The sequence below is a fragment of the Bacillus sp. AFS017336 genome, assembly GCF_002555445.1.
Lineage (GTDB): Bacteria > Bacillota > Bacilli > Bacillales > Bacillaceae_G > Gottfriedia.
The window spans coordinates 364183-384162 of the sequence record NZ_NUCO01000021.1 but is presented as its reverse complement, the minus strand read 5'-3'; the positions used below and the strand labels follow the sequence as shown (position 1 = coordinate 384162).

Genomic DNA, 19980 nt, shown 5'->3' with positions numbered 1-19980 from the left:
AATAAGATTGAAAAATTTAACTATATTTTACAATCATCTTAACAAAGCTGAATTCAATTGTCATTTGTTTTCAACTTTTTTAATTGTATCGAACCGTTTTTCATCTAATAAAGTTGAGATATTTACAACTTTCCTTCCTGATGCCTCAATTCTTGTAATCAATTCATCAAGCGCATCAGCTGTCGGTTTGGTTGGATGCATAAGAACGATCGTACCATTTTCTGCTTTCTTCATGACACGATTAATAATGACCTCTCTTGGTGGCTTTTGCCAATCAATCGTATCTGCTGTCCACATAATTGTTTTTAACCCTAAACTTGAAGCAATTTTTACCACTTCATCACGATAGCTACCGCTTGGAGGAGCAAACCATTCAACTTTATGATCGGTTGTAGCTAAAATTACAGAATTTGTTTCCACTATTTCATTTCTTATTTGTTGACTGCCTAATCTTGCCATATCAGGATGTGTATACGAATGATTACCAACCTCTTGGTCCGCAGCAGTAATTAATTGAGCAACAGTTGGGTTATTTTTTACCCATCTACCTTCTAGAAAGAAAGTTGCTTTTGCATTGTGCTTCTTTAACACTTCCAACATTCTTGGAATGTATTCATTTCCCCAAGCCACATTAATCGTAAACGCTACCATTGGTTTTTCCGGATTACCTTTATACACTGGTGATGGAGGTAAATCTTTTAAGTGAATTTTAGGAGAAACTTCTTTAAAAACTAACTTACTCTTATCGAATTTGCCTTTTGCCTTCATTTTCCTATACGATGCATCTACATCAACCGCTAATCCGTTATACCCGGGAATGGCCTTCCAAACCGAATCCAAATAAGCATCTTTAGGAGGTTTTTCATATGATGGTGCGTTTGTTTTAATTTCAGCTAGTAAATCATTTGTTTTTGCTGTTACTAGTGACGATTTTGCATTTAAGTTCCTTACGTAATGATTAGTGTAATGATTTCTAACTACTAGAGTTGCTAGAAATAATGCCACAACTAATGCTAAGACTTTTAACCTACCTCTACTCATTTCCTAAACGCCCTCCTACTAGAAGGAATATGTTATTTTTGAATAAAATAGAACAAGCTCCCTACAAAATTATGTACTTATATGGTAATTTCTAGTTCTACTTTTTTATTGTAACCAAAAAAAAATATGAAACACAAAAAAATGCAGGAAAAAATAGGAAATGCGGAATTAAGAAAGGAAGAGTCTAGAAAGAGAGGGTAAAACAAAAAAATTAAAAAAAACAACAGGTTCACCTTAAGTGCCTGTTGTTCTTTATTGGTAAGGAACGCTAAACGCCTTCCTCTTTTTAGTTTTGTTCAGCTTTTTCTTTTTGCTCTTTTAATACTGCTTTGCGAGATAAGTTAACTCGGCCTTGTTTGTCGATTTCAGTTACTTTTACAAGGATTTCGTCCCCAAGTGAAAGTACATCTTCAACTTTTGCAATACGTTCTTCTGCTATTTCAGAAATGTGTACTAAGCCGTCTTTACCTGCAAAAATTTCAACGAATGCGCCGAATTTTTCAATTCGTTTAACTTTACCCATGTATAGTTGACCTACTTCTACTTCACGAACAAGGTCTTCAATAATTTGTTTTGCACGATCGTTCATAGGTTGGTCTACAGATGAGATAAATACAGTACCATCTTGTTCAATGTCAATTTTCACGCCAGTTTCTTCAATAATTTTATTGATTTGTTTTCCACCTGGTCCGATAACATCTTTAATTTTATCTGGATTAATTGTCATCATTAAGATTTTTGGAGCAAACTCAGATAATGCTGTTCTTGGTTCACTAATTGTTGCCAACATTGAATCAAGGATTTGCATACGTCCAATTTTCGCTTGTTCTAAAGCTTCTTTTAAAATTTGTTCTGATAATCCATCGATCTTAATGTCCATTTGAAGTGCAGTAACACCTTTTGCAGTACCTGCAACTTTAAAGTCCATATCTCCTAAGTGATCTTCCATACCTTGAATATCTGTAAGTACAGAATAATGTTCACCAGATTTAATTAATCCCATTGCAATACCTGCAACTGGCGCTTTAATTGGTACACCTGCATCCATCATTGCTAATGTACTTGCACAAATACTAGCTTGTGAAGTTGATCCATTTGATTCAAGAACTTCTGAAACAAGACGGATTGTGTATGGGAAGTCTTTTTGGTCCGGAATACTTGGCTCAAGAGCTCTTTCACCTAGTGCTCCGTGACCAATTTCACGACGACCTGGTCCACGAATTGGTCCTGTTTCCCCAACGCTAAATTGTGGGAAATTATAATGGTGCATAAATCGTTTTGATTCTTCTATACCTAATCCATCAAGGATTTGTACGTCACCTAGAGCACCAAGTGTACAAATACTTAACGCTTGAGTTTGTCCACGAGTGAATAAACCAGAACCATGCGTACGTGGTAGTAAACCAACTTGTGATGATAATGGACGGATTTCATCTAATTTTCTTCCATCTGGACGTACTTTTTCAACTGTAATTAATCGGCGAACTTCTTCTTTTACAAGCATTGAAAGAATTTCTTTAACATGTCCAATTGTTTCGTCGTCCGCTTCATTTTCTTCAAACTGAAGAACAACGCGTTCTTTTACTACATTGATCGCATCTTCACGAGCATGTTTTTCATGAACTTGGATTGCTGCGTTTAATTCTTCTTCACAAATTTCACGAATTTGTTTTTCTAAATCCGCATTAATTTCATGAAGTTTAATTTCCAATTTTTCTTTACCAATTTGAGCTACTATATCTTCTTGGAAAGCAATTAATTTTTTAATTTCTTCATGACCAAACATGATTGCTTCAAGCATTACTTCTTCTGGTACTTCGTCAGCTCCAGCTTCAACCATGTTAATTGCATCTTTTGTTCCAGCTACGGTTAAATTAATGTCACTGTTTTCAGCTTGTTCAACAGTTGGATTAATAATAAATTCGCCGTTTATACGACCGACTACTACTCCAGCAATTGGTCCATTAAAAGGAATGTCAGATACGCATAGAGCTAATGAACTACCAAACATAGCAGCCATTTCTGATGAGCAGTCTTGATCTACACTCATAACCATACTGATTACTTGTACTTCATTACGGAATCCATCTGCGAATAATGGTCGAATTGGACGGTCAATTAATCGACTCGCTAAAATTGCTTTTTCACTTGGTCTACCTTCACGTTTAATAAATCCACCAGGAATTTTACCTACTGCATATAAACGCTCTTCATAGTTTACTGTTAATGGGAAAAAGCTAACTTTTTTAGGTTCTTTTGATGCAGTTGCTGATGATAATACGACAGTATCTTCGTATCTTACTAAAACTGCTCCATTTGCTTGCTTAGCTAATTGTCCTACTTCAACTGTAAGAGTTTTACCAGCAAGCTCCGTGGAAAAAACGTGCTTTTGTTGTTCCATATGGTATAAATACCCCTCTCTAATTTACAATTCAATGTTTAGATTAAATTATGTAAAAAATCGTATATTCTCTATTATCTCCTATGTTTAGTAAAGAAATCAACTAACGAGAAAAAGAGATTAAATATTTATAAATTTAACATCGAATGAACACTTAATTTAAGTCGATATGTATAAGAAAAAGCGGGAAGAATCCCGCTTTTTCTAAAAGTATCAAATTAATACTCGAAATTAACGACGTAAACCTAATTTGTTAATTAATTCACGGTAACGAGTAATGTCTTTGTTACGTAAGTAGTTAAGTAAGTTACGACGCTTACCAACCATTTTTAATAAACCACGACGAGAGTGGTGATCTTTTTTGTGAGTACGTAAGTGCCCATTTAAAGAGTTAATGTTTTCAGTTAAAACTGCAATTTGAACTTCTGGAGAACCAGTATCGTTTGCATGAGTTTTGTAAGTGCTGATAATTTCGTTTTTACGTTCTTGAGTTAATGCCATGTTAATTCACCTCATAATATTATTGTTGAACACCTATCACCTAGCAGTCGTCGGTGAATCGAACAGCCAAGCAACGGTTTTTCAAATACTTTATTAAGTTTACATTGTTTTAACTATAAAAGCAAGTCTTGTAAATTAGTTATTTCGAAAATAACTTTTTACAGTTTCTCGATCTTTTTGTAATTGATCAATCAGTTCATTTATTCCATTAAATTTCTTTTCATCACGGATTCTTGTGTACCAGAATAATTCTACTTCATTTCCATAAATATCATCGCTAAAATCAAATATATTTACTTCAATTGTTTGTTTTTGGAATTCATGATAAAAAGTTGGTTTGTATCCTATATTACACATACCTTCATACAGTTGTCCGTTAACGATACATTTTACTGCATAAACACCAACTGAAGGTAATGCATACGGTATTGAAACAGAAATATTAGCTGTTGGAAATCCAATTGTTCTACCACGTTTGTCCCCGTCTACAACTATTCCCTTTATTTGATACTGTCTACCAAGTAAATGAGTAGCATCTTCCATTTCACCGGCTTTTATTGCTTCTCTAATGCGAGTCGAACTAACTTTTTCTTCATCTAAAACAAATTTCGTTACGGTTGATTGAGTAAATTCACCTCGAGAATGGAATGGTAATGATTCCATATTCCCTTTACCATATTTTCCAAATGAAAAATCAAATCCAGCTACAACATGTTTTGCATTTAAAGAAATAATATATTGATCGACAAATTCTTGTGGTTGGAGATTTGCAAATTCCTCTGAAAATTCAACTACAAATAATTGGTCTACACAAAGTTTCTCCATCCACTTCACTTTTAGTGCCAAAGGCGTCAAATAAGAAATCGCATCATCACGATTTCCAAGTATAGCAGATGGATGAGGATCAAATGTCATTACTGATAATAATAATCCTTTTTCATCCGCAATCTCTTTGGCTGTTTTTATGACTTGTTGATGACCTATATGTACTCCATCAAAAAAGCCAAGTGCTAAGACCGTTTCTTTACAATCTTCTTTTGTTATTGAATGAGGATGGGTGATTTTTATTACTTTTGTCATTTATATCACCTTTTCTATAATCAAGTCTCTTTTCCCATTATAGAACAATGATTAAAATTTATATAGTTTTTTCTATTGGTTATGAAATACTCTTGTTGGTTTAATGACTTGATTATTTTTAGGATTTGGAGTATACATTGCAATAATTTTGTTATTTTCGTTATAGACTGCAATATATTCTTCTTCTTTACAATTCATTGTGTTAGGAAAAAATCCACCATTAAATACTCTTACTTCTTCTTCGGCAGTCACATTTAAACGAGGATACTCATTTAGTGCTTGCTCCATCGTTAGCATCACACGATCAAGAGTTGCTGCTTCAGTAGCTTCTTCTAGTTCCTCTAATGTTACACAATCATCTATTGTAAATGCACCAGCTTTTGTTCTAGTTAAATAAGACATATGTGCAGGATACCCTAACAGTTCACCCATTTGAACAGCTAACGTCCTAATATATGTACCTTTACTACAGAACACTTCAAATTTAAATGAAATTGTATCTCCTTCAAATACTTCTCGATTATCAAGTAACATCATTTCAAAAATCGTAATCGTTCTAGTTGGACGTTCAACTTCGATTCCTGCTCGCGCATATTCATATAACTTTTTACCATTTACTTTAACTGCTGAATACATTGGAGGTGTTTGCTGAATATCACCTGTTAATTGATTTAAAACAGTTAAAATTTCTTCACGAGTAATAACTCGATCAACATTCTTTTGCTCAACTATTTCACCATGTGCATCCTCAGTTGTTGTAGAAAAACCTAAAGTAATTTCACCAATATATTTTTTACGATCATCAGTTAAATATGGTATCAGCTTTGTTGCTTCACCAATACATATTGGCAAAACACCTGTTACTTCGGGATCAAGTGTACCTGTATGACCAACCTTTTTTGTCTTTAAAATTTTTCTAATTTTAAAGACACAGTCATGTGAGGTAAGACCTGCTGGTTTATTCAGTGCGATTACGCCATTCATCTTATCACCTATAATTTATTTTTTGCATGATGAAAAATGGATAGACGAATCACTCGCCTATCCATTCATTATCAGTTATTTTCTTTATTAATTTGAGTTAGCAATGTTTCAATTCGATTACCATAATCGACTGACTCATCAAATTCAAAAATTAATTCTGGAGTCTTACGTAAACGAATACGTTGACCAATTTCAGAACGAATAAATCCTTTTGCTTTCGCTAAACCAATTAATGTATTCTGACGTTGTTCATCGTCACCTAATACTGAAATATAGACTTTAGCTTGTTGAAGGTCACCAGTTACTTGAACGTCAGTAACTGTTACGAAGCCGATTCTTGGATCTTTAATTTTTCTACCAATAATTTCACCAAGCTCTTTCTTCATTTGTTCCCCAACTCGATGTGCTCTTACTTTCATACTTTCACCTCTATCTTACAAAGCAAAACATTTCGTGCTTTCATACGATTAGTTTAACTAATTGTATAAATAATTATTTATGTTGCTTACCTAATCATTTGTGACCGGTTCACTTTTTCTTACATATAGCGACTTGCCCCTCTAATTAGCTTACTACGGGGGCAATGTGAGTCGCTTCATTTTTCGTTATTTACGTTTAATTTCTTCCATTACATAAGCTTCGATTACGTCGCCTTCTTTAATATCATTGTATTTCTCGATTGTAATACCACATTCGTAGTTTGTAGCTACTTCTTTAACGTCATCTTTGAAACGTTTTAAAGTATCTAATTGACCTTCAAATACAACAATACCGTCACGAATTAAGCGAACACCGCTATCACGAGTGATTTTACCATCAGTTACATAACATCCAGCAATTGTTCCAACTTTTGATACTTTGAATACTTGGCGTACTTCCGCTTGACCAATTACTTTTTCTTCAAATTCAGGGTCTAGCATACCTTTCATCGCAGATTCAATTTCTTCGATTGCTTTGTAAATAATACGGTGTAATCGAATATCAACATTTTCTAAATCAGCAGTACGTTTTGCATTTACATCAGGACGTACATTGAAACCAATAATGATTGCATTAGATGCTGAAGCTAAGATTACATCAGACTCAGTAATTGCACCTGCGCCAGTATGGATAATTTTAACTTTTACGCCTTCAACTTCAATTTTTTGTAATGAACCTGCCATCGCTTCAACAGAACCTTGAACGTCTGCTTTTACAATTAAGTTGATTTCTTTTACATTACCTTCTTGAATTTGAGCAAATAAATCTTCAAGAGATAATTTTGAGCTTTCGCTACGTTGTTGAAGAACTGCTTTTGAAGCACGAGCTTCACCAACTTGACGTGCACGTTTCTCATCTGCAAATACCATAAAGCGGTCGCCAGCTTGAGGAACTTCATTTAAACCAGTAATTTCCACTGGAGTTGATGGGCCAGCTTCTTTAATTCGACGACCTAAGTCATTTACCATCGCACGAACACGACCAAATGAAGTACCAACTACAATTGGATCTCCTACTTTTAATGTACCATTTTGAACTAATAATGTTGCAACTGAACCTTTACCTTTATCTAATTCAGCTTCAATTACAGTTCCTAGTGCTTTACGAGTAGGATTTGCTTTATATTCTTCTACTTCACTAACTAAAAGAATCATTTCAAGTAACTGATCTACACCCTCACCATTTAATGCTGAAATTGGAACAAAGATTGTGTCTCCACCCCATGCCTCTGATACAATACCGTGTTCAGTTAATTCCTGCATTACACGATCTGGGTTTGCAGCTTCTTTATCCATTTTATTCACAGCGATGATAATAGGTACTTCTGCTGCTTTAGCGTGGTTGATTGCTTCTACTGTTTGAGGCATAACACCGTCATCAGCTGCTACAACGATAATTGTAATATCAGTAACTTGTGCTCCACGTGCACGCATTGTAGTAAATGCGGCGTGACCAGGAGTATCTAGGAATGTAATTTTCTTTCCTTCGATGTCAACTTGGTAAGCACCGATATGTTGAGTGATACCACCTGCTTCTCCAGCAGTTACTTTTGATTTACGAATATAGTCAAGTAAAGTTGTTTTACCATGGTCAACGTGACCCATAATTGTTACAACTGGTGGACGTTCTTCTAAAGAAGCTTCATCATCAGCTTCATCAATAAAGCCTTCGAATTCTGTTTCATCAACAATTACTTCTTCTTCTACTTCAACACCATAGTCACTTGCTAATAATTCTATTGTGTCTTTATCAAGGTCTTGGTTAATTGTTGCCATAATACCAAGCATGAATAATTTTTTAATTAATTCTGATGGTTCTTTACCTAATTTTTTTGCAAGCTCAGATACTTTTAAAGAACCTGAGAAAATTATTTTATTTGATGTATTATCGGTCGAGTTATTTTTATGATTCATATTTTGAATGCCTTTCTTTATCCCTGTCGTTTGTCGATCTTCATTTTGACTGCTTTGCTTTTGGCTATCAGTCTTTTTCTTTTTATTACTGTTCTTTTTTGACTTTACTTCCGTTTCTTCTAGTTGATAATCTTCTTTGAAATCAAGCTCTTCACTAACTTCTACATTAAATGCAGGAATTACCTTAAAAGAAGGTTTAGCTTTTTGGGGTTGTTTTATCTCAACAGTTTTAGGTTGAAAACTCACATTTAACTTTTCAACAATATCTTCTGCAATTGTGGCCATATGATTCTTTACTTCGATTTTTAAATCCTTGAGTCTTTCAATAATTTCCTTACTTGAAACATTTTGCTTTTTAGCATACTCATAAATTCTAATTTTCGTCATACGTTCACCCCCAGATTAGTCCATTAATTTAATAATGTCTGAAGTTTTGTTGCAAATCCTTGATCAGTAATTGCAACGACCACGCGAGCATCTTTCCCAATTGCGTGCCCTAATTCATATCGATTTTCAACATAGCAAAGCGGTGTATTGTAATAAGTTGTTTTGTCTTTTATTTTCTTCGCGGTTAAATCGGAAGCATCCTTTGACAAAATCACTAGCTTTGCTCTTTTTTGCTGGACCTCTTTTACAACTAACTCCTCGCCTGAAACCACTTTTCGAGCTCTAGCTGCAAGTCCTAATAATGACAATCCTTTATCTATCATGTAGGATCCTTTTCAATAAAAGCAATAAGTTCATCATATAAGCTAGTATCAATTTTAGCGTTTAATTGCTGTTCTAAAGTATTTTTTTGTTGAGCTAGTTTCACAACTTCAACAGATTTTGTTAAGTACGCGCCACGACCCGATTTTTTACCACTTGGATCAATTGACACTTCTCCTTCTTTAGAACGCACAATTCTTATTAATTCTTTTTTTGGTTTCATTTCTTGTGTTACAACACACTTACGTAATGGGATTTTTCGATTCATGAGTTTACTCACTCCTCATTAAAGTCGTCAGCGTAAGCTTCAAAACCATCATTAGAAACTGTTACTTCTTGTGCTGGTGATGTATAGTCAATCCCAATTTTATCTGCATCTGACTGTGATTTAATATCAATTTTCCATCCAGTTAAACGCGCAGCTAATCTTGCATTTTGACCTCTTTTTCCAATTGCAAGAGACAATTGGTGATCCGGCACAACTACAGTAGTTGCTTTATCATCTTCATTAACTAAAACTCTAATGACTTGTGATGGACTTAATGCATTTGCTACAAATTCTACTGGATCTGAAGACCAACGTACGATGTCAATCTTTTCACCTTTTAATTCATTCACGATTGATTGAACACGTTGCCCTTTTTGACCTACACAAGCACCCACTGGATCTAAATCTGGATTTGATGTATAGACTGAAATTTTAGAGCGGTCTCCAGCTTCCCGAGCTACAGAACGGATTTCTACAACTCCATCATATATTTCAGGTACTTCAGTTTCAAATAAACGTTTTAGTAATCCAGGGTGTGTACGTGATACAAAAATTTGTGGTCCTTTAGACGTTTTTTCAACTTTTGTAACAAATACTTTAATGCGGTCATGGATTTTGTATTTCTCAGTTGGAATTTGTTCTGTTACAGGAAGCACTGCTTCTATTTTACCTAAGTTAACATAGATTGCTCGAGAGTCGATACGTTGTACTGTACCTGTCATCATATCTTCTTGACGATCAATGTATTCAGAGTAAATTACACCGCGTTCTGCTTCACGAACTCTTTGTGTTACTACTTGTTTAGCAGTAGTTGCAGCAACTCGTCCAAAGTCTTTTGGAGTCACTTCTAACTCAATGACATCTCCAACCATAAAGTTTGGATTATGCGTTTGAGCTTCTTCAACAGTAATTTCTAAACGAGTATCAAACACATTGCTTACAACTTCTTTTCTTGCAAATACACGAATTGAACCATTATGTAGGTTAAAATCAACTCGAACATTTTGTGCTTGATTAAAATTACGTTTATAAGCAGAAATTAAAGCCGCTTCAATCGCTTCAATTACCACATCTTTGCTAATTCCTTTTTCTCTTTCAATTATTTCTAATGCTGTTAATAACTCCGAACTCATTAAAAGTACCCCCTACTTAGAAAAACGTAACAGCAAGTCTTGCACTTGCGATTTTTGGTGTTGGAATTGTAATCATTTTTTTTCTCGTTTTAATCGTTAATTCTAACTGAACTTCCTCTGACGTATAGGATATTAATTTTCCTTCGAATTTCTTTTCGTCAAGGATTGGCTCGTAAGTTTTGATGAAAACTTGTTTTCCAATCGCTTTGATAAAGTCCTGTTCTTTTTTTAATGGACGCTCAGCACCTGGTGATGAAACATCTAAGAAGTAAAGATTTTCAATTGGATCTTTTTCATCTAATACTTCACTAAGTTTTTCACTTACTCCGGCACATTGTTCCAAATCAATTCCATTCTCACTATCTATAAATACTCGAAGGAACCAGTCTTTTCCTTCTTTTACGTATTCTACATCAACTAATTCTAATCCTAGTTGTTCAATTATTGGTTGCGCTAATTCCGTTACAACCTCTGTGACCTTCTTACTCAAGAAGTATCCTCCTTCCAAACATAACAAGATGAAAATTCCCTGCTATTTAGCAGGGAAATTATCTTTAGTATTTCCAATTTACACAATAATCGTAACCTAAAATTAAGGTAAAAATCATCGGTAAAAGATGAATTGGGTAATAAGAAAGAGCAGGTTCCCCTGCTCTCCAAAAAAAATCCCGTGCTAAATCACATCTGTATTTACTATACCATAATTCCCAAGTTTTGCAAACTTTAAAAGCCATCGAATAGTGATAATTGATTTTGATCTGGTAAATTTTGTAAACATCCTTGTTTATCTAGATATTCTAATACTGTTTTAGAAATTTTACTTCTTTGTTGTAAATCTTCTTTTGAAAGGAATTCACCGTCTTCTCTTGATGATACAATATTTTTAGCAGCATTCGTCCCTAATCCCGGTATCGAATTGAATGGAGGTAATAACTTATTACCATTTACTAAAAATTCATCGGCACTTGATCGATATAAATCCATTTTTTCAAATGAAAAGCCTCTTTCACACATTTCTAACGCTAACTCAAGTACAGTCATTAAACTTCTTTCTTTAACTGATGCATCTAATCCCTTTATGGCAATTTCTTCAATTTTTACTTTGATCGTACTTGGACCTGCGATCATTGCTTCAATATCAAAATCTTCTGCACGTACTGTAAAATAAGCAGCATAATAAAGAATTGGATGATGTACTTTGAAATAAGCAATTCGTACTGCCATCAAAACGTATGCAGCAGCATGCGCTTTCGGGAACATGTACTTAATTTTTTTACAAGAATCAATATACCATGCAGGAACTTTATTATTTCTCATTTCCTCTTCCCACTCTGGTGGTACACCTTTACCTTTACGAACAGATTCCATTATTTTAAATGCTAATGATGGATCTAATCCTTGATAAATTAAATAAACCATAATGTCATCACGACAACCAATTACTTCAGATAGAGAGCATGTTCCGCTGTTTATTAACTCAGACGCATTTCCTAACCATACATCGGTACCATGTGATAAACCTGATATTTGAACTAGTTCAGAAAATGTAGATGGCTTCGTATCTTCTAACATTTGACGAACGAATTTTGTTCCAAATTCAGGAATTCCATAAGTACCTGTTTTACAGCCAATCTGTTCTTCTGAAACACCTAATGGCTCAGGTCCCGCAAATATTTTCATTACTTCAGGATCATCAGTAGGAATTGTTTTTGGATCAATTCCACTTAAGTCTTGAAGCATACGGATAACGGTTGGATCATCGTGTCCAAGAATATCAAGTTTTAATAAATTATCATGGATTGAGTGGAAATCAAAATGAGTCGTTTTCCATTCAGACTTTACATCATCTGCTGGGAACTGAATTGGAGAAAAATCATAAATGTCCATATAATCTGGTACAACGATAATCCCCCCTGGATGTTGACCAGTTGTTCTTTTAACACCCGTACATCCCATCGCTAAGCGATCGTATTCAGCCCCTCGTAAAGTCAGATTATGATCATTTGCATAGCCTCTTACATAACCGTAAGCTGTCTTATCTGCTACGGTACCAATTGTACCAGCACGATACACGTAGTCCTCACCAAATAGTACTTTTGTGTAGTTGTGAGCAGTTGGTTGATATTCACCGCTGAAATTCAAGTCGATATCAGGAACCTTATCCCCTTTAAATCCAAGGAAGGTTTCGAAAGGAATATCATGTCCATCTTTTTTAAATGCTGTTCCACATTCTGGACAATCTTTATTAGGTAAATCAAATCCCGATCCTACAGATCCATCATTGAAGAACTCTGAGAGTTTACAATTTGGACAGACATAATGTGGTGGAAGTGGATTTACTTCCGTTATTTCTGTCATCGTTGCAACTAGTGATGATCCTACAGATCCCCTTGAACCTACTAAGTAGCCATCATCTAATGATTTTTTTACAAGTTTATGTGAAATCAAGTAAATTACGGCGAATCCATGCCCAATGATACTTTTCAATTCTTTTTCAAGACGCGCTTCTACAATTTCAGGTAATTGTTCCCCATAAATCGACCTTGCCATTTGATAGCTCATATCACGAACTTCATCTTCAGCGCCTTCAATTTTTGGAGTATATAAGTCATCTTTAATTGGTTTAATATCTTCAATTAAACTAGAAATTTTTTGAGTATTTGTAACAACAATCTCTTTTGCTTTTTCTTCTCCTAAAAATGCGAAAGAAGCTAACATTTCATCAGTTGTTCTAAAATGAACATCTGGTAAGCGATGTCGATTTAATGGATTTGCTCCGCCTTGAGAACCAACTAAGATTTTGCGATAAATCTGGTCTTCTTTTTGTAAATGATGTACGTTACCAGTACCAACAACAATTTTTTCTACTTTTTCGGCCATTTTCACTAGCTTTGAGATTACTTCTCTTAAATGTTGTTCATTTCGAACAATTTCTAATTCTATTAAATGTAATAATGTTTCTGGTGGCAATACTTCGATATAATCATAAAACTCCATTAGCTTTTCTGCTTCTTCAGGAGATTTTTGAACACTTGCCTCAAAAACTTCACCTTTATCACAAGCAGATCCAACTAGTATTCCTTCACGATGTTTTACTAATAATGATCTAGGTACCCTTGCAACTCGATGATGATAATGAAGATGGGAATATGAAACAATTTTAAACAAGTTTTTTAGACCTATCTCATTCGTTGCAAGTAAAGTCGCATGTGATGGTCTTGCTCTTTTATACGCATCGCCTTTCCCCATATTATTATTTAGCTCGTCATGATAATTCATATCCTGCTCTGCTGCATCTTTAAGCATCTTTAGAAGCAAGAAACCAGTTGCTTCAGCATCATAAATCGCTCTATGATGTTGTGTTAAGTTAATATCGAATTTTTTACATAGTGTATTTAAGCGGAAGTTTTTAAAATCTGGATACAAGTTTCTAGCTAACTCAAGCGTATCAATTACACCGTTATTCGTAATACCAATATCAAACTTTTTAAAGCCCATTTGAATAAAGCCCATGTCAAATGATGCATTATGTGCGACAAGTATATCGTCACCCATCCACTCTTTAAATTCCCGAAGAATAACGTCTACATTTGGAGCATCTTTAACCATTTCGTCTGTAATTCCGGTTAATTCGATTGTAGTTGCGCTTAAAGGGTGATGTGGATTTGCGAATCGTTCAAATCGATCAATAATTTCACCTTTATGAATCTTAACAGCAGCTAATTCGATAATCGTATCGTAAACCGCTGATAGTCCAGTTGTCTCTACGTCAAATACAACATAGGTTGCTTCCTCTAATGAGACATGAGATGGATTATATGCTGTTGGAACACCATCATTTACTAGATTTATTTCAACACCATATAATATTTTCACACCAAGTTTTTTACCTGTTCCAAATGCTTCTGGGAAGGACTGTACAACTGCATGATCCGTGATCGCAATCGCCTCATGTCCAAACTTACTTGCTTGCTTAACTAAGTCTCCTGCTGAAACTACAGAATCCATTTGGCTCATATGAGTGTGTGCATGTAACTCGATTCTGCGCTCACCTTCTGGGGCCTTATCCTTCCGTTCTTCAGGAGTAATCTCATTAATATCATTTGCCATCATCACTAAATCACGTACAAATGTATCATTTTGTACTGATCCTCTAACTTTTAACCACATACCCTTTTTGATTCTATTTAACATCGGGATATCTTCTTTGTCTCTAGAGAACATTTTCACTAGTATTGAGCTAGTGTAATCTGTCATTTTAAACGTAATTAAGACCCTGCCACTTTTAAGTTCACGTACTTCTGAATCAAATACATAACCTTGGACTACAACACGTTTTTCTTCTTCAATGATTGATGAGATTGTATTAATTTCTGTTTCCTTAATATAATAACCGACAACTAGAGGACCTTGTGGTTCATCTCCCTCAGCCTCTTCTGCCTCTCTCTTATCTAATTCAACAAGTACTTCCATCGCTCTTTTGCGATCTTCCTCAGCCTTTTTCTCAAGAAACTCGGCTTTTTCTTCTACATTTTCAAGTATCGTATTCTCAAAAAATAATTTTGGAAAACCTACTTTTTGGTATAAGTCTTGAAGCTGAGGTACATATCTACTTGTAAATGTATTTTCTTCAATTAGACTATTTAAATTAATCGTTACTTTATTATTTTCAACTGAAGGTATTGCTCCTTCTATATGTTGTAAAATTGGAGATTTTGATTCAACTGATTGAATCATAAATGACCAATAATCGATTACTTTTTGTTCTTCAATAGTTAAGTTATCTGTTTTAATAACTACTGAAACATCTGCTATATGTTTAAACGTCCTTAATAAACTTGTAACAAAAACTTGAAACGTTGCAAAAGGTAAAACATTTTCTATTTTAAAAGTAAACTGCCATTTTTTTTCAGTTTTATTTACTTCAAGATTTACGATTTCTCCGTTTTTAAAATACAGTTCTCGCATTTCTTGAGGAAATTGAAGTTGATCTAATAATAGCTGAAAACGTTCCTCTCGAGTTTGTCCCATTCTTTCACCAACCTTTTAAAAAATTGCAATGAAAAATGCAATACATTTTTGAAATTATAAAAGTCTAGATTTTGACTAAAAATTGAAAGTACCTCTCAAAAAAGAGGTACTTTCATTATTTGTGTGCTCGTCACCCTTTAAGAGGTCGACCCACTTTTATTTTATTTTAACATATTTATTTCATTCACAAGGTTAGAAATTTCTACTTCTTTACTAACTTGTCCATCTCTAGTTTTTAATTCTACAATTCCTTCTGCAGCTTTCTTACCAACTACTACACGAACAGGAATACCGAAAAGATCTGCATCTGCGAACTTAACGCCTACGCGTTCATTTCGATCATCTAGTAATACATCTTGTCCAATTTCTTTTAATGTTTTATAGATATCATCCGCTAGAGTAACTTGCTCTTCATTCTTTGTATTTACAGTAATAACATGTACATCGAATGGTGCTAGATTTTTAGGCCATACAATACCTTTTTCATCATTATATTGCTCTACAATTGCAGCTAATGTACGAGATACACCGATTCCGTAGCATCCCATAATAATTGGATTTGATTTACCATTTTCATCAAGGAATGTTGCATTCATCGATTCAGAGTATTTTGTACCAAGCTTGAATACATGTCCTACTTCGATTCCTTTAGCAAATGAGATTGTACCATTACCGTCTGGTGATAGGTCACCTTCTTGAATAAATCTTAAATCTACAAAGTCTTTAACATTATAGTCGCGATTTACAGTAACATTAATGTAGTGGTAACCTTCTTCATTTGCTCCACAGCAACCATTTACAATTCCTTTAATTGCTTGATCAGCTAAAACTAATAAATCAGATTTCACGCCGATAGGACCTAATGATCCGATTTCACAGTTCATTAGCTCTTTTACTTCTTCTTTAGAAGCAAGCTCTACCGAATGTGCACCTAAATAATTTTTCAATTTAATATCGTTGATTTCGTGATCACCACGAGCAAGAACTAAAACAAAATTTTCGTCTGCTTTAAAAATAATTGATTTAATACTTTTTTCAATCGGTAAATTTAAGAATTCAATAACTTCATCGATTGTTTTTTGATTTGGCGTTTCTACTTTTTGAACTTCTTCTAGCGGCTCGTCTGATGGTTCATAATTTGTAATAATTGGAGCCATTTCAATATTTGCTGCATAGTTAGATTCATTCGAAAACGCAATCGTATCTTCACCGATGTCAGATAACACCATAAACTCATGTGTATCTTTACCACCCATTGCACCTGAATCTGCTACAACCGCTCTGAAATTCAGACCACAGCGAGTAAATACATTACTATAAGCAGTAAATAGTCGATCATACACTTCATCTAAACTCTCTTGAGTCGCATGGAATGAATAAGCATCTTTCATTAAGAACTCACGACCACGTAGTAATCCAAATCGAGGACGTTTTTCATCTCGGAATTTAGATTGAACTTGATAAAGTGTAATCGGTAACTTTTTATACGATTTTAATTCATCGCGAATAATTGAAGTAACAACTTCTTCATGAGTTGCACCTAGAGCAAATCCTCTACCATGACGATCTCTTAATCGCATTAATTCTGGACCGAAATTTTCCCAACGACCTGATTCTTCCCATAATTCTTGTGCTTGCATTGATGGCATTAACATTTCCATCGCACCCGCATTGTTCATTTCTTCTCGAACGATATTCGCTACTTTTTGAAGAACTTTATTCCCAAGTGGTAAAAAACTATATATACCAGATGCATTCTGTCTAATAAAGCCTGCTCTTAATAATAACTGATGGCTTTTAATATCTGCATCTGATGGTACTTCGCGAAGGGTTGGACTATATACGATACTTTGTTTCAAAAGGATTCACCTCATATTTTTTCTTTTATTCTCAAATTCTTTTTTTACTAATAATGATAAGAATCCGCTCCCACTAAAAAAACGGGCTCACTAAGTCCGTTTTTTTAGCAAGTAAGACGCGATTCTCATTACACGTTTAAATTAAACAGAGCTTCTTATAAGAATAATCTTTTAATATCGTTCCAAGTTACGATAATCATTAATAACATTAATAACGCAAAACCGATAAAGTGAACAACACCTTCTTTTTGGCGATCAATCGGTCTTCCTCTTAATGCTTCAATAGCAAAAAATGTCAGTCTACCACCATCAAGAGCTGGTAGTGGTAATAAATTCATAATACCAAGGTTGATACTTAAGAATGCTGCCCATTTCATTAAATAGAATATACCTGAATGTGCAGCTTGATCTGTCACTTGATAAATACCAACAGGACCAGAAAGATTATTAATAGAGAATTGACCAGTAACTAAATGGCCAACTGCTAAAACTATTTCTTTTGTCCAACCATACGTTTCAGTTATTCCGTATTTAATCGAAGAAAAAACATTTTTCTCAACTGGCGCATATACACCAATTAAGCCATTTACTTTATGATCAATTTCTTCTGATTTTGGCGTAACTGGAAGCGAAATCGTTTTGTTATCGCGTTTAACTTTAAATAATAATTCTTTTCCCGGGCTTTCTCTTACAACCTTAACTACTTCTGCCCATTTCGAAACTGAATGATTATCAATTGATAAAACTGCATCTCCTTCTTTTAGACCAGCCGTTTGCGCTGCACCTTTTGGAAGTAGCTTACCGATTTTTGCATCGTTAACAGGTGTTCCTTGAAGTAAACCTAGTAAGATGAAAATGACTAAAGCTAAAATAAAGTTCATCATCGGACCAGCAAAAATTGCAATCGCTCTTTTACCAACAGATTTACTATTAAATTGTCTGTTATACGGTGCAATTTGATGACCTTGTCCTTCACTATAAACGAACGCTTTTTCATTTACATTGAATTTAGAAACTTCTTCAGAACCTTCTTCTATTCCAATAATTTCAAGCTTATGCTCTAAATCAATCGAATCTACTTCAACAAAACGAAGGTCTTGGAAACGATCAAATTGATCAACAACAAGCTTTGTTACTTCATTATTTGCATTAAATTGTAATCCGATATGTGAGCCAGGCTTAACTTGTACCATTTCCGGATCTTCTCCAGCATATCGAACATAGCCACCAAGTGGTAATAATCTTATTGTATATGTAGTTTCATTTCGATAAAACGAGAAAACCTTTGGACCAAATCCAATTGCAAATTCTCTACATAATATACCAGCACGTTTTGCAAAATATAGATGACCTAGTTCATGAAAAAATACAAGTGCGCCAAAAATTACGATAAACGCGATTACTGTATTCATGTAATTACCACCCTTACTTTATTAGTGATGAAACGAATTGTCTTGTTTGATCATCAATGCTACGAATTTCTTCCAATGAAGGATTACTTATTACATTGTGTTTTTCAAGAGCATTTTCTATAAAATTCTCAATTTGTAAGAATGATATTTTCCCTTGAAGAAAAGCAGCTACTGCTTCTTCATTTGCCGCATTTAACACTGTTGGTAAACTACCACCTATTTTTCCAGCATGATAAGCAAAATCCAAACATTTAAACCTGTTAAAATCCATTTTTTCAAAATGAAGTGTCCCAAATTTAATTAAATCTAATGGTTTGTGATTTGCTACTGGTTTTCTTTCAGGATAGTTTAGTGCATATGCGATAGGGACTCTCATATCAGGTGTTCCTAATTGTGCCATTACACTACCGTCTTTAAATTCAATCATAGAGTGAATAACACTTTCTCTATGTAATACTACATCAATTTGTTCATATGGCATATTAAATAACCAATGCGCTTCAATGACTTCTAAACCTTTATTCATCATTGTAGCTGAGTCAATCGTAATTTTAGCACCCATTGACCAATTTGGATGATTTAGGGCATCTTCAATAGTAACATCTTTTAATTGATCTCTTGTCTTGTCTCTAAAACTACCACCGGAAGCTGTGATAATTAATTTATGTATTTCATTTGGGTTTTCACCATTTAAACATTGGAAGATCGCTGAATGCTCACTATCAACTGGTAAGATTGAAACACCATATTTTGCTGCTTCTGCCATTACAATATGACCAGCCGTTACTAAAGTCTCTTTATTCGCTAGAGCGATTGTTTTACCACTTTGGATTGCATTCATTGTAGGCACTAAGCCAACACTTCCAACGACTGCATTTACTAGAATTGTACTGTCTTCGTGGACTGCAACTTCGATTAGACCTTCTTCGCCATATAAAATTTTCGTCTTAGAAGGGATATCTAGCCCCGCTAGTCTTCTTGCTTCTTCTTTACTTGCAACTGAAACTAGTTTTGGATTAAATTCTAAAATTATCTTATATAATTCGTCAATATTTCTACCGGCAGAACATGCGACTAATTCAAAATCATTCGATTGATTTCTAATTATATCAAGTGTTTGAATACCGATTGAACCAGTTGCTCCGAGTAAGCTGATTTTCTTCATTCTC

At 34.4% G+C, this 19980-nt stretch carries 15 protein-coding genes; all 15 read right to left on the bottom strand.

The annotated features are described in order from the left end of the window. Nucleotides 1-60: 60 nt before the first annotated feature. Complete coding sequence (locus CN601_RS13645; RefSeq protein WP_098171324.1) at nucleotides 61-1041, bottom strand: polysaccharide deacetylase family protein; 981 nt, start codon at nucleotides 1039-1041, stop codon at nucleotides 61-63. 286 nt (nucleotides 1042-1327) lie between these two features. Beyond that, complete coding sequence (gene pnp / locus CN601_RS13640; protein ID WP_098117469.1) at nucleotides 1328-3442, bottom strand: polyribonucleotide nucleotidyltransferase; 2115 nt, start codon at nucleotides 3440-3442, stop codon at nucleotides 1328-1330. 231 nt (nucleotides 3443-3673) lie between these two features. After that, nucleotides 3674-3943, bottom strand: coding sequence for a 30S ribosomal protein S15 (gene rpsO / locus CN601_RS13635; RefSeq protein ID WP_025568545.1), 270 nt, complete (start codon nucleotides 3941-3943; stop codon nucleotides 3674-3676). Nucleotides 3944-4078: 135 nt separating this feature from the next. Beyond that, a complete protein-coding gene (ribF, locus tag CN601_RS13630; RefSeq protein ID WP_098171323.1) occupies nucleotides 4079-5023 on the bottom strand; it encodes a bifunctional riboflavin kinase/FAD synthetase in 945 nt (314 codons plus the stop codon). A gap of 72 nt (nucleotides 5024-5095) precedes the next feature. Beyond that, the gene (gene truB, locus CN601_RS13625) at nucleotides 5096-6007 is read right to left on the bottom strand and encodes a tRNA pseudouridine(55) synthase TruB (RefSeq protein ID WP_098117471.1); all 912 of its coding nucleotides are present in this window, start codon (nucleotides 6005-6007) and stop codon (nucleotides 5096-5098) included. A gap of 71 nt (nucleotides 6008-6078) precedes the next feature. Continuing rightward, the gene (gene rbfA, locus CN601_RS13620; protein ID WP_025568543.1) at nucleotides 6079-6426 is read right to left on the bottom strand and encodes a 30S ribosome-binding factor RbfA; all 348 of its coding nucleotides are present in this window, start codon (nucleotides 6424-6426) and stop codon (nucleotides 6079-6081) included. Between the two features lie 186 nt (nucleotides 6427-6612). After that, the gene (gene infB, locus CN601_RS13615; RefSeq protein ID WP_098117472.1) at nucleotides 6613-8787 is read right to left on the bottom strand and encodes a translation initiation factor IF-2; all 2175 of its coding nucleotides are present in this window, start codon (nucleotides 8785-8787) and stop codon (nucleotides 6613-6615) included. Nucleotides 8788-8810: 23 nt separating this feature from the next. Next, nucleotides 8811-9110 (bottom strand): YlxQ family RNA-binding protein, encoded by a 300-nt coding sequence (locus CN601_RS13610; RefSeq protein ID WP_098117473.1) that lies wholly within the window; start codon nucleotides 9108-9110, stop codon nucleotides 8811-8813. Continuing rightward, nucleotides 9107-9376: an RNase P modulator RnpM gene (rnpM, locus tag CN601_RS13605; RefSeq protein WP_098117474.1), complete on the bottom strand. Its 270-nt coding sequence runs from the start codon at nucleotides 9374-9376 to the stop codon at nucleotides 9107-9109. Before rnpM ends, CN601_RS13610 begins: the two co-directional genes overlap by 4 nt. An 8-nt stretch (nucleotides 9377-9384) precedes the next feature. After that, nucleotides 9385-10509, bottom strand: coding sequence for a transcription termination factor NusA (nusA, locus tag CN601_RS13600; protein WP_098117475.1), 1125 nt, complete (start codon nucleotides 10507-10509; stop codon nucleotides 9385-9387). A gap of 16 nt (nucleotides 10510-10525) precedes the next feature. After that, on the bottom strand, nucleotides 10526-10999 hold the full coding sequence (gene rimP, locus CN601_RS13595; RefSeq protein WP_098117476.1) for a ribosome maturation factor RimP: 474 nt from the start codon (nucleotides 10997-10999) through the stop codon (nucleotides 10526-10528). Between the two features lie 233 nt (nucleotides 11000-11232). Next, on the bottom strand, nucleotides 11233-15540 hold the full coding sequence (locus tag CN601_RS13590) for a PolC-type DNA polymerase III (RefSeq protein WP_098117477.1): 4308 nt from the start codon (nucleotides 15538-15540) through the stop codon (nucleotides 11233-11235). Nucleotides 15541-15701: 161 nt separating this feature from the next. Beyond that, nucleotides 15702-17399: a proline--tRNA ligase gene (locus tag CN601_RS13585; protein WP_098171322.1), complete on the bottom strand. Its 1698-nt coding sequence runs from the start codon at nucleotides 17397-17399 to the stop codon at nucleotides 15702-15704. A gap of 155 nt (nucleotides 17400-17554) precedes the next feature. Next, nucleotides 17555-18811 (bottom strand): RIP metalloprotease RseP, encoded by a 1257-nt coding sequence (rseP, locus tag CN601_RS13580; RefSeq protein ID WP_098171321.1) that lies wholly within the window; start codon nucleotides 18809-18811, stop codon nucleotides 17555-17557. Between the two features lie 13 nt (nucleotides 18812-18824). Further along, nucleotides 18825-19976 (bottom strand): 1-deoxy-D-xylulose-5-phosphate reductoisomerase, encoded by a 1152-nt coding sequence (gene dxr, locus CN601_RS13575; protein ID WP_098171320.1) that lies wholly within the window; start codon nucleotides 19974-19976, stop codon nucleotides 18825-18827. Nucleotides 19977-19980 lie beyond the last annotated feature (4 nt).

Coding starts and splice junctions, on each gene's coding strand:
- truB (WP_098117471.1), bottom strand. CDS start 6,007: ATGAATGGCGTAATCGCACTGAATAAACCAGCAGGTCTTACCTCACAT.
- CN601_RS13645 (WP_098171324.1), bottom strand. CDS start 1,041: ATGAGTAGAGGTAGGTTAAAAGTCTTAGCATTAGTTGTGGCATTATTT.
- rseP (WP_098171321.1), bottom strand. CDS start 18,811: ATGAATACAGTAATCGCGTTTATCGTAATTTTTGGCGCACTTGTATTT.
- nusA (WP_098117475.1), bottom strand. CDS start 10,509: ATGAGTTCGGAGTTATTAACAGCATTAGAAATAATTGAAAGAGAAAAA.
- CN601_RS13590 (WP_098117477.1), bottom strand. CDS start 15,540: ATGGGACAAACTCGAGAGGAACGTTTTCAGCTATTATTAGATCAACTT.
- ribF (WP_098171323.1), bottom strand. CDS start 5,023: ATGACAAAAGTAATAAAAATCACCCATCCTCATTCAATAACAAAAGAA.
- rpsO (WP_025568545.1), bottom strand. CDS start 3,943: ATGGCATTAACTCAAGAACGTAAAAACGAAATTATCAGCACTTACAAA.
- pnp (WP_098117469.1), bottom strand. CDS start 3,442: ATGGAACAACAAAAGCACGTTTTTTCCACGGAGCTTGCTGGTAAAACT.
- rnpM (WP_098117474.1), bottom strand. CDS start 9,376: ATGAATCGAAAAATCCCATTACGTAAGTGTGTTGTAACACAAGAAATG.
- infB (WP_098117472.1), bottom strand. CDS start 8,787: ATGACGAAAATTAGAATTTATGAGTATGCTAAAAAGCAAAATGTTTCA.
- CN601_RS13610 (WP_098117473.1), bottom strand. CDS start 9,110: ATGATAGATAAAGGATTGTCATTATTAGGACTTGCAGCTAGAGCTCGA.
- dxr (WP_098171320.1), bottom strand. CDS start 19,976: ATGAAGAAAATCAGCTTACTCGGAGCAACTGGTTCAATCGGTATTCAA.
- rbfA (WP_025568543.1), bottom strand. CDS start 6,426: ATGAAAGTAAGAGCACATCGAGTTGGGGAACAAATGAAGAAAGAGCTT.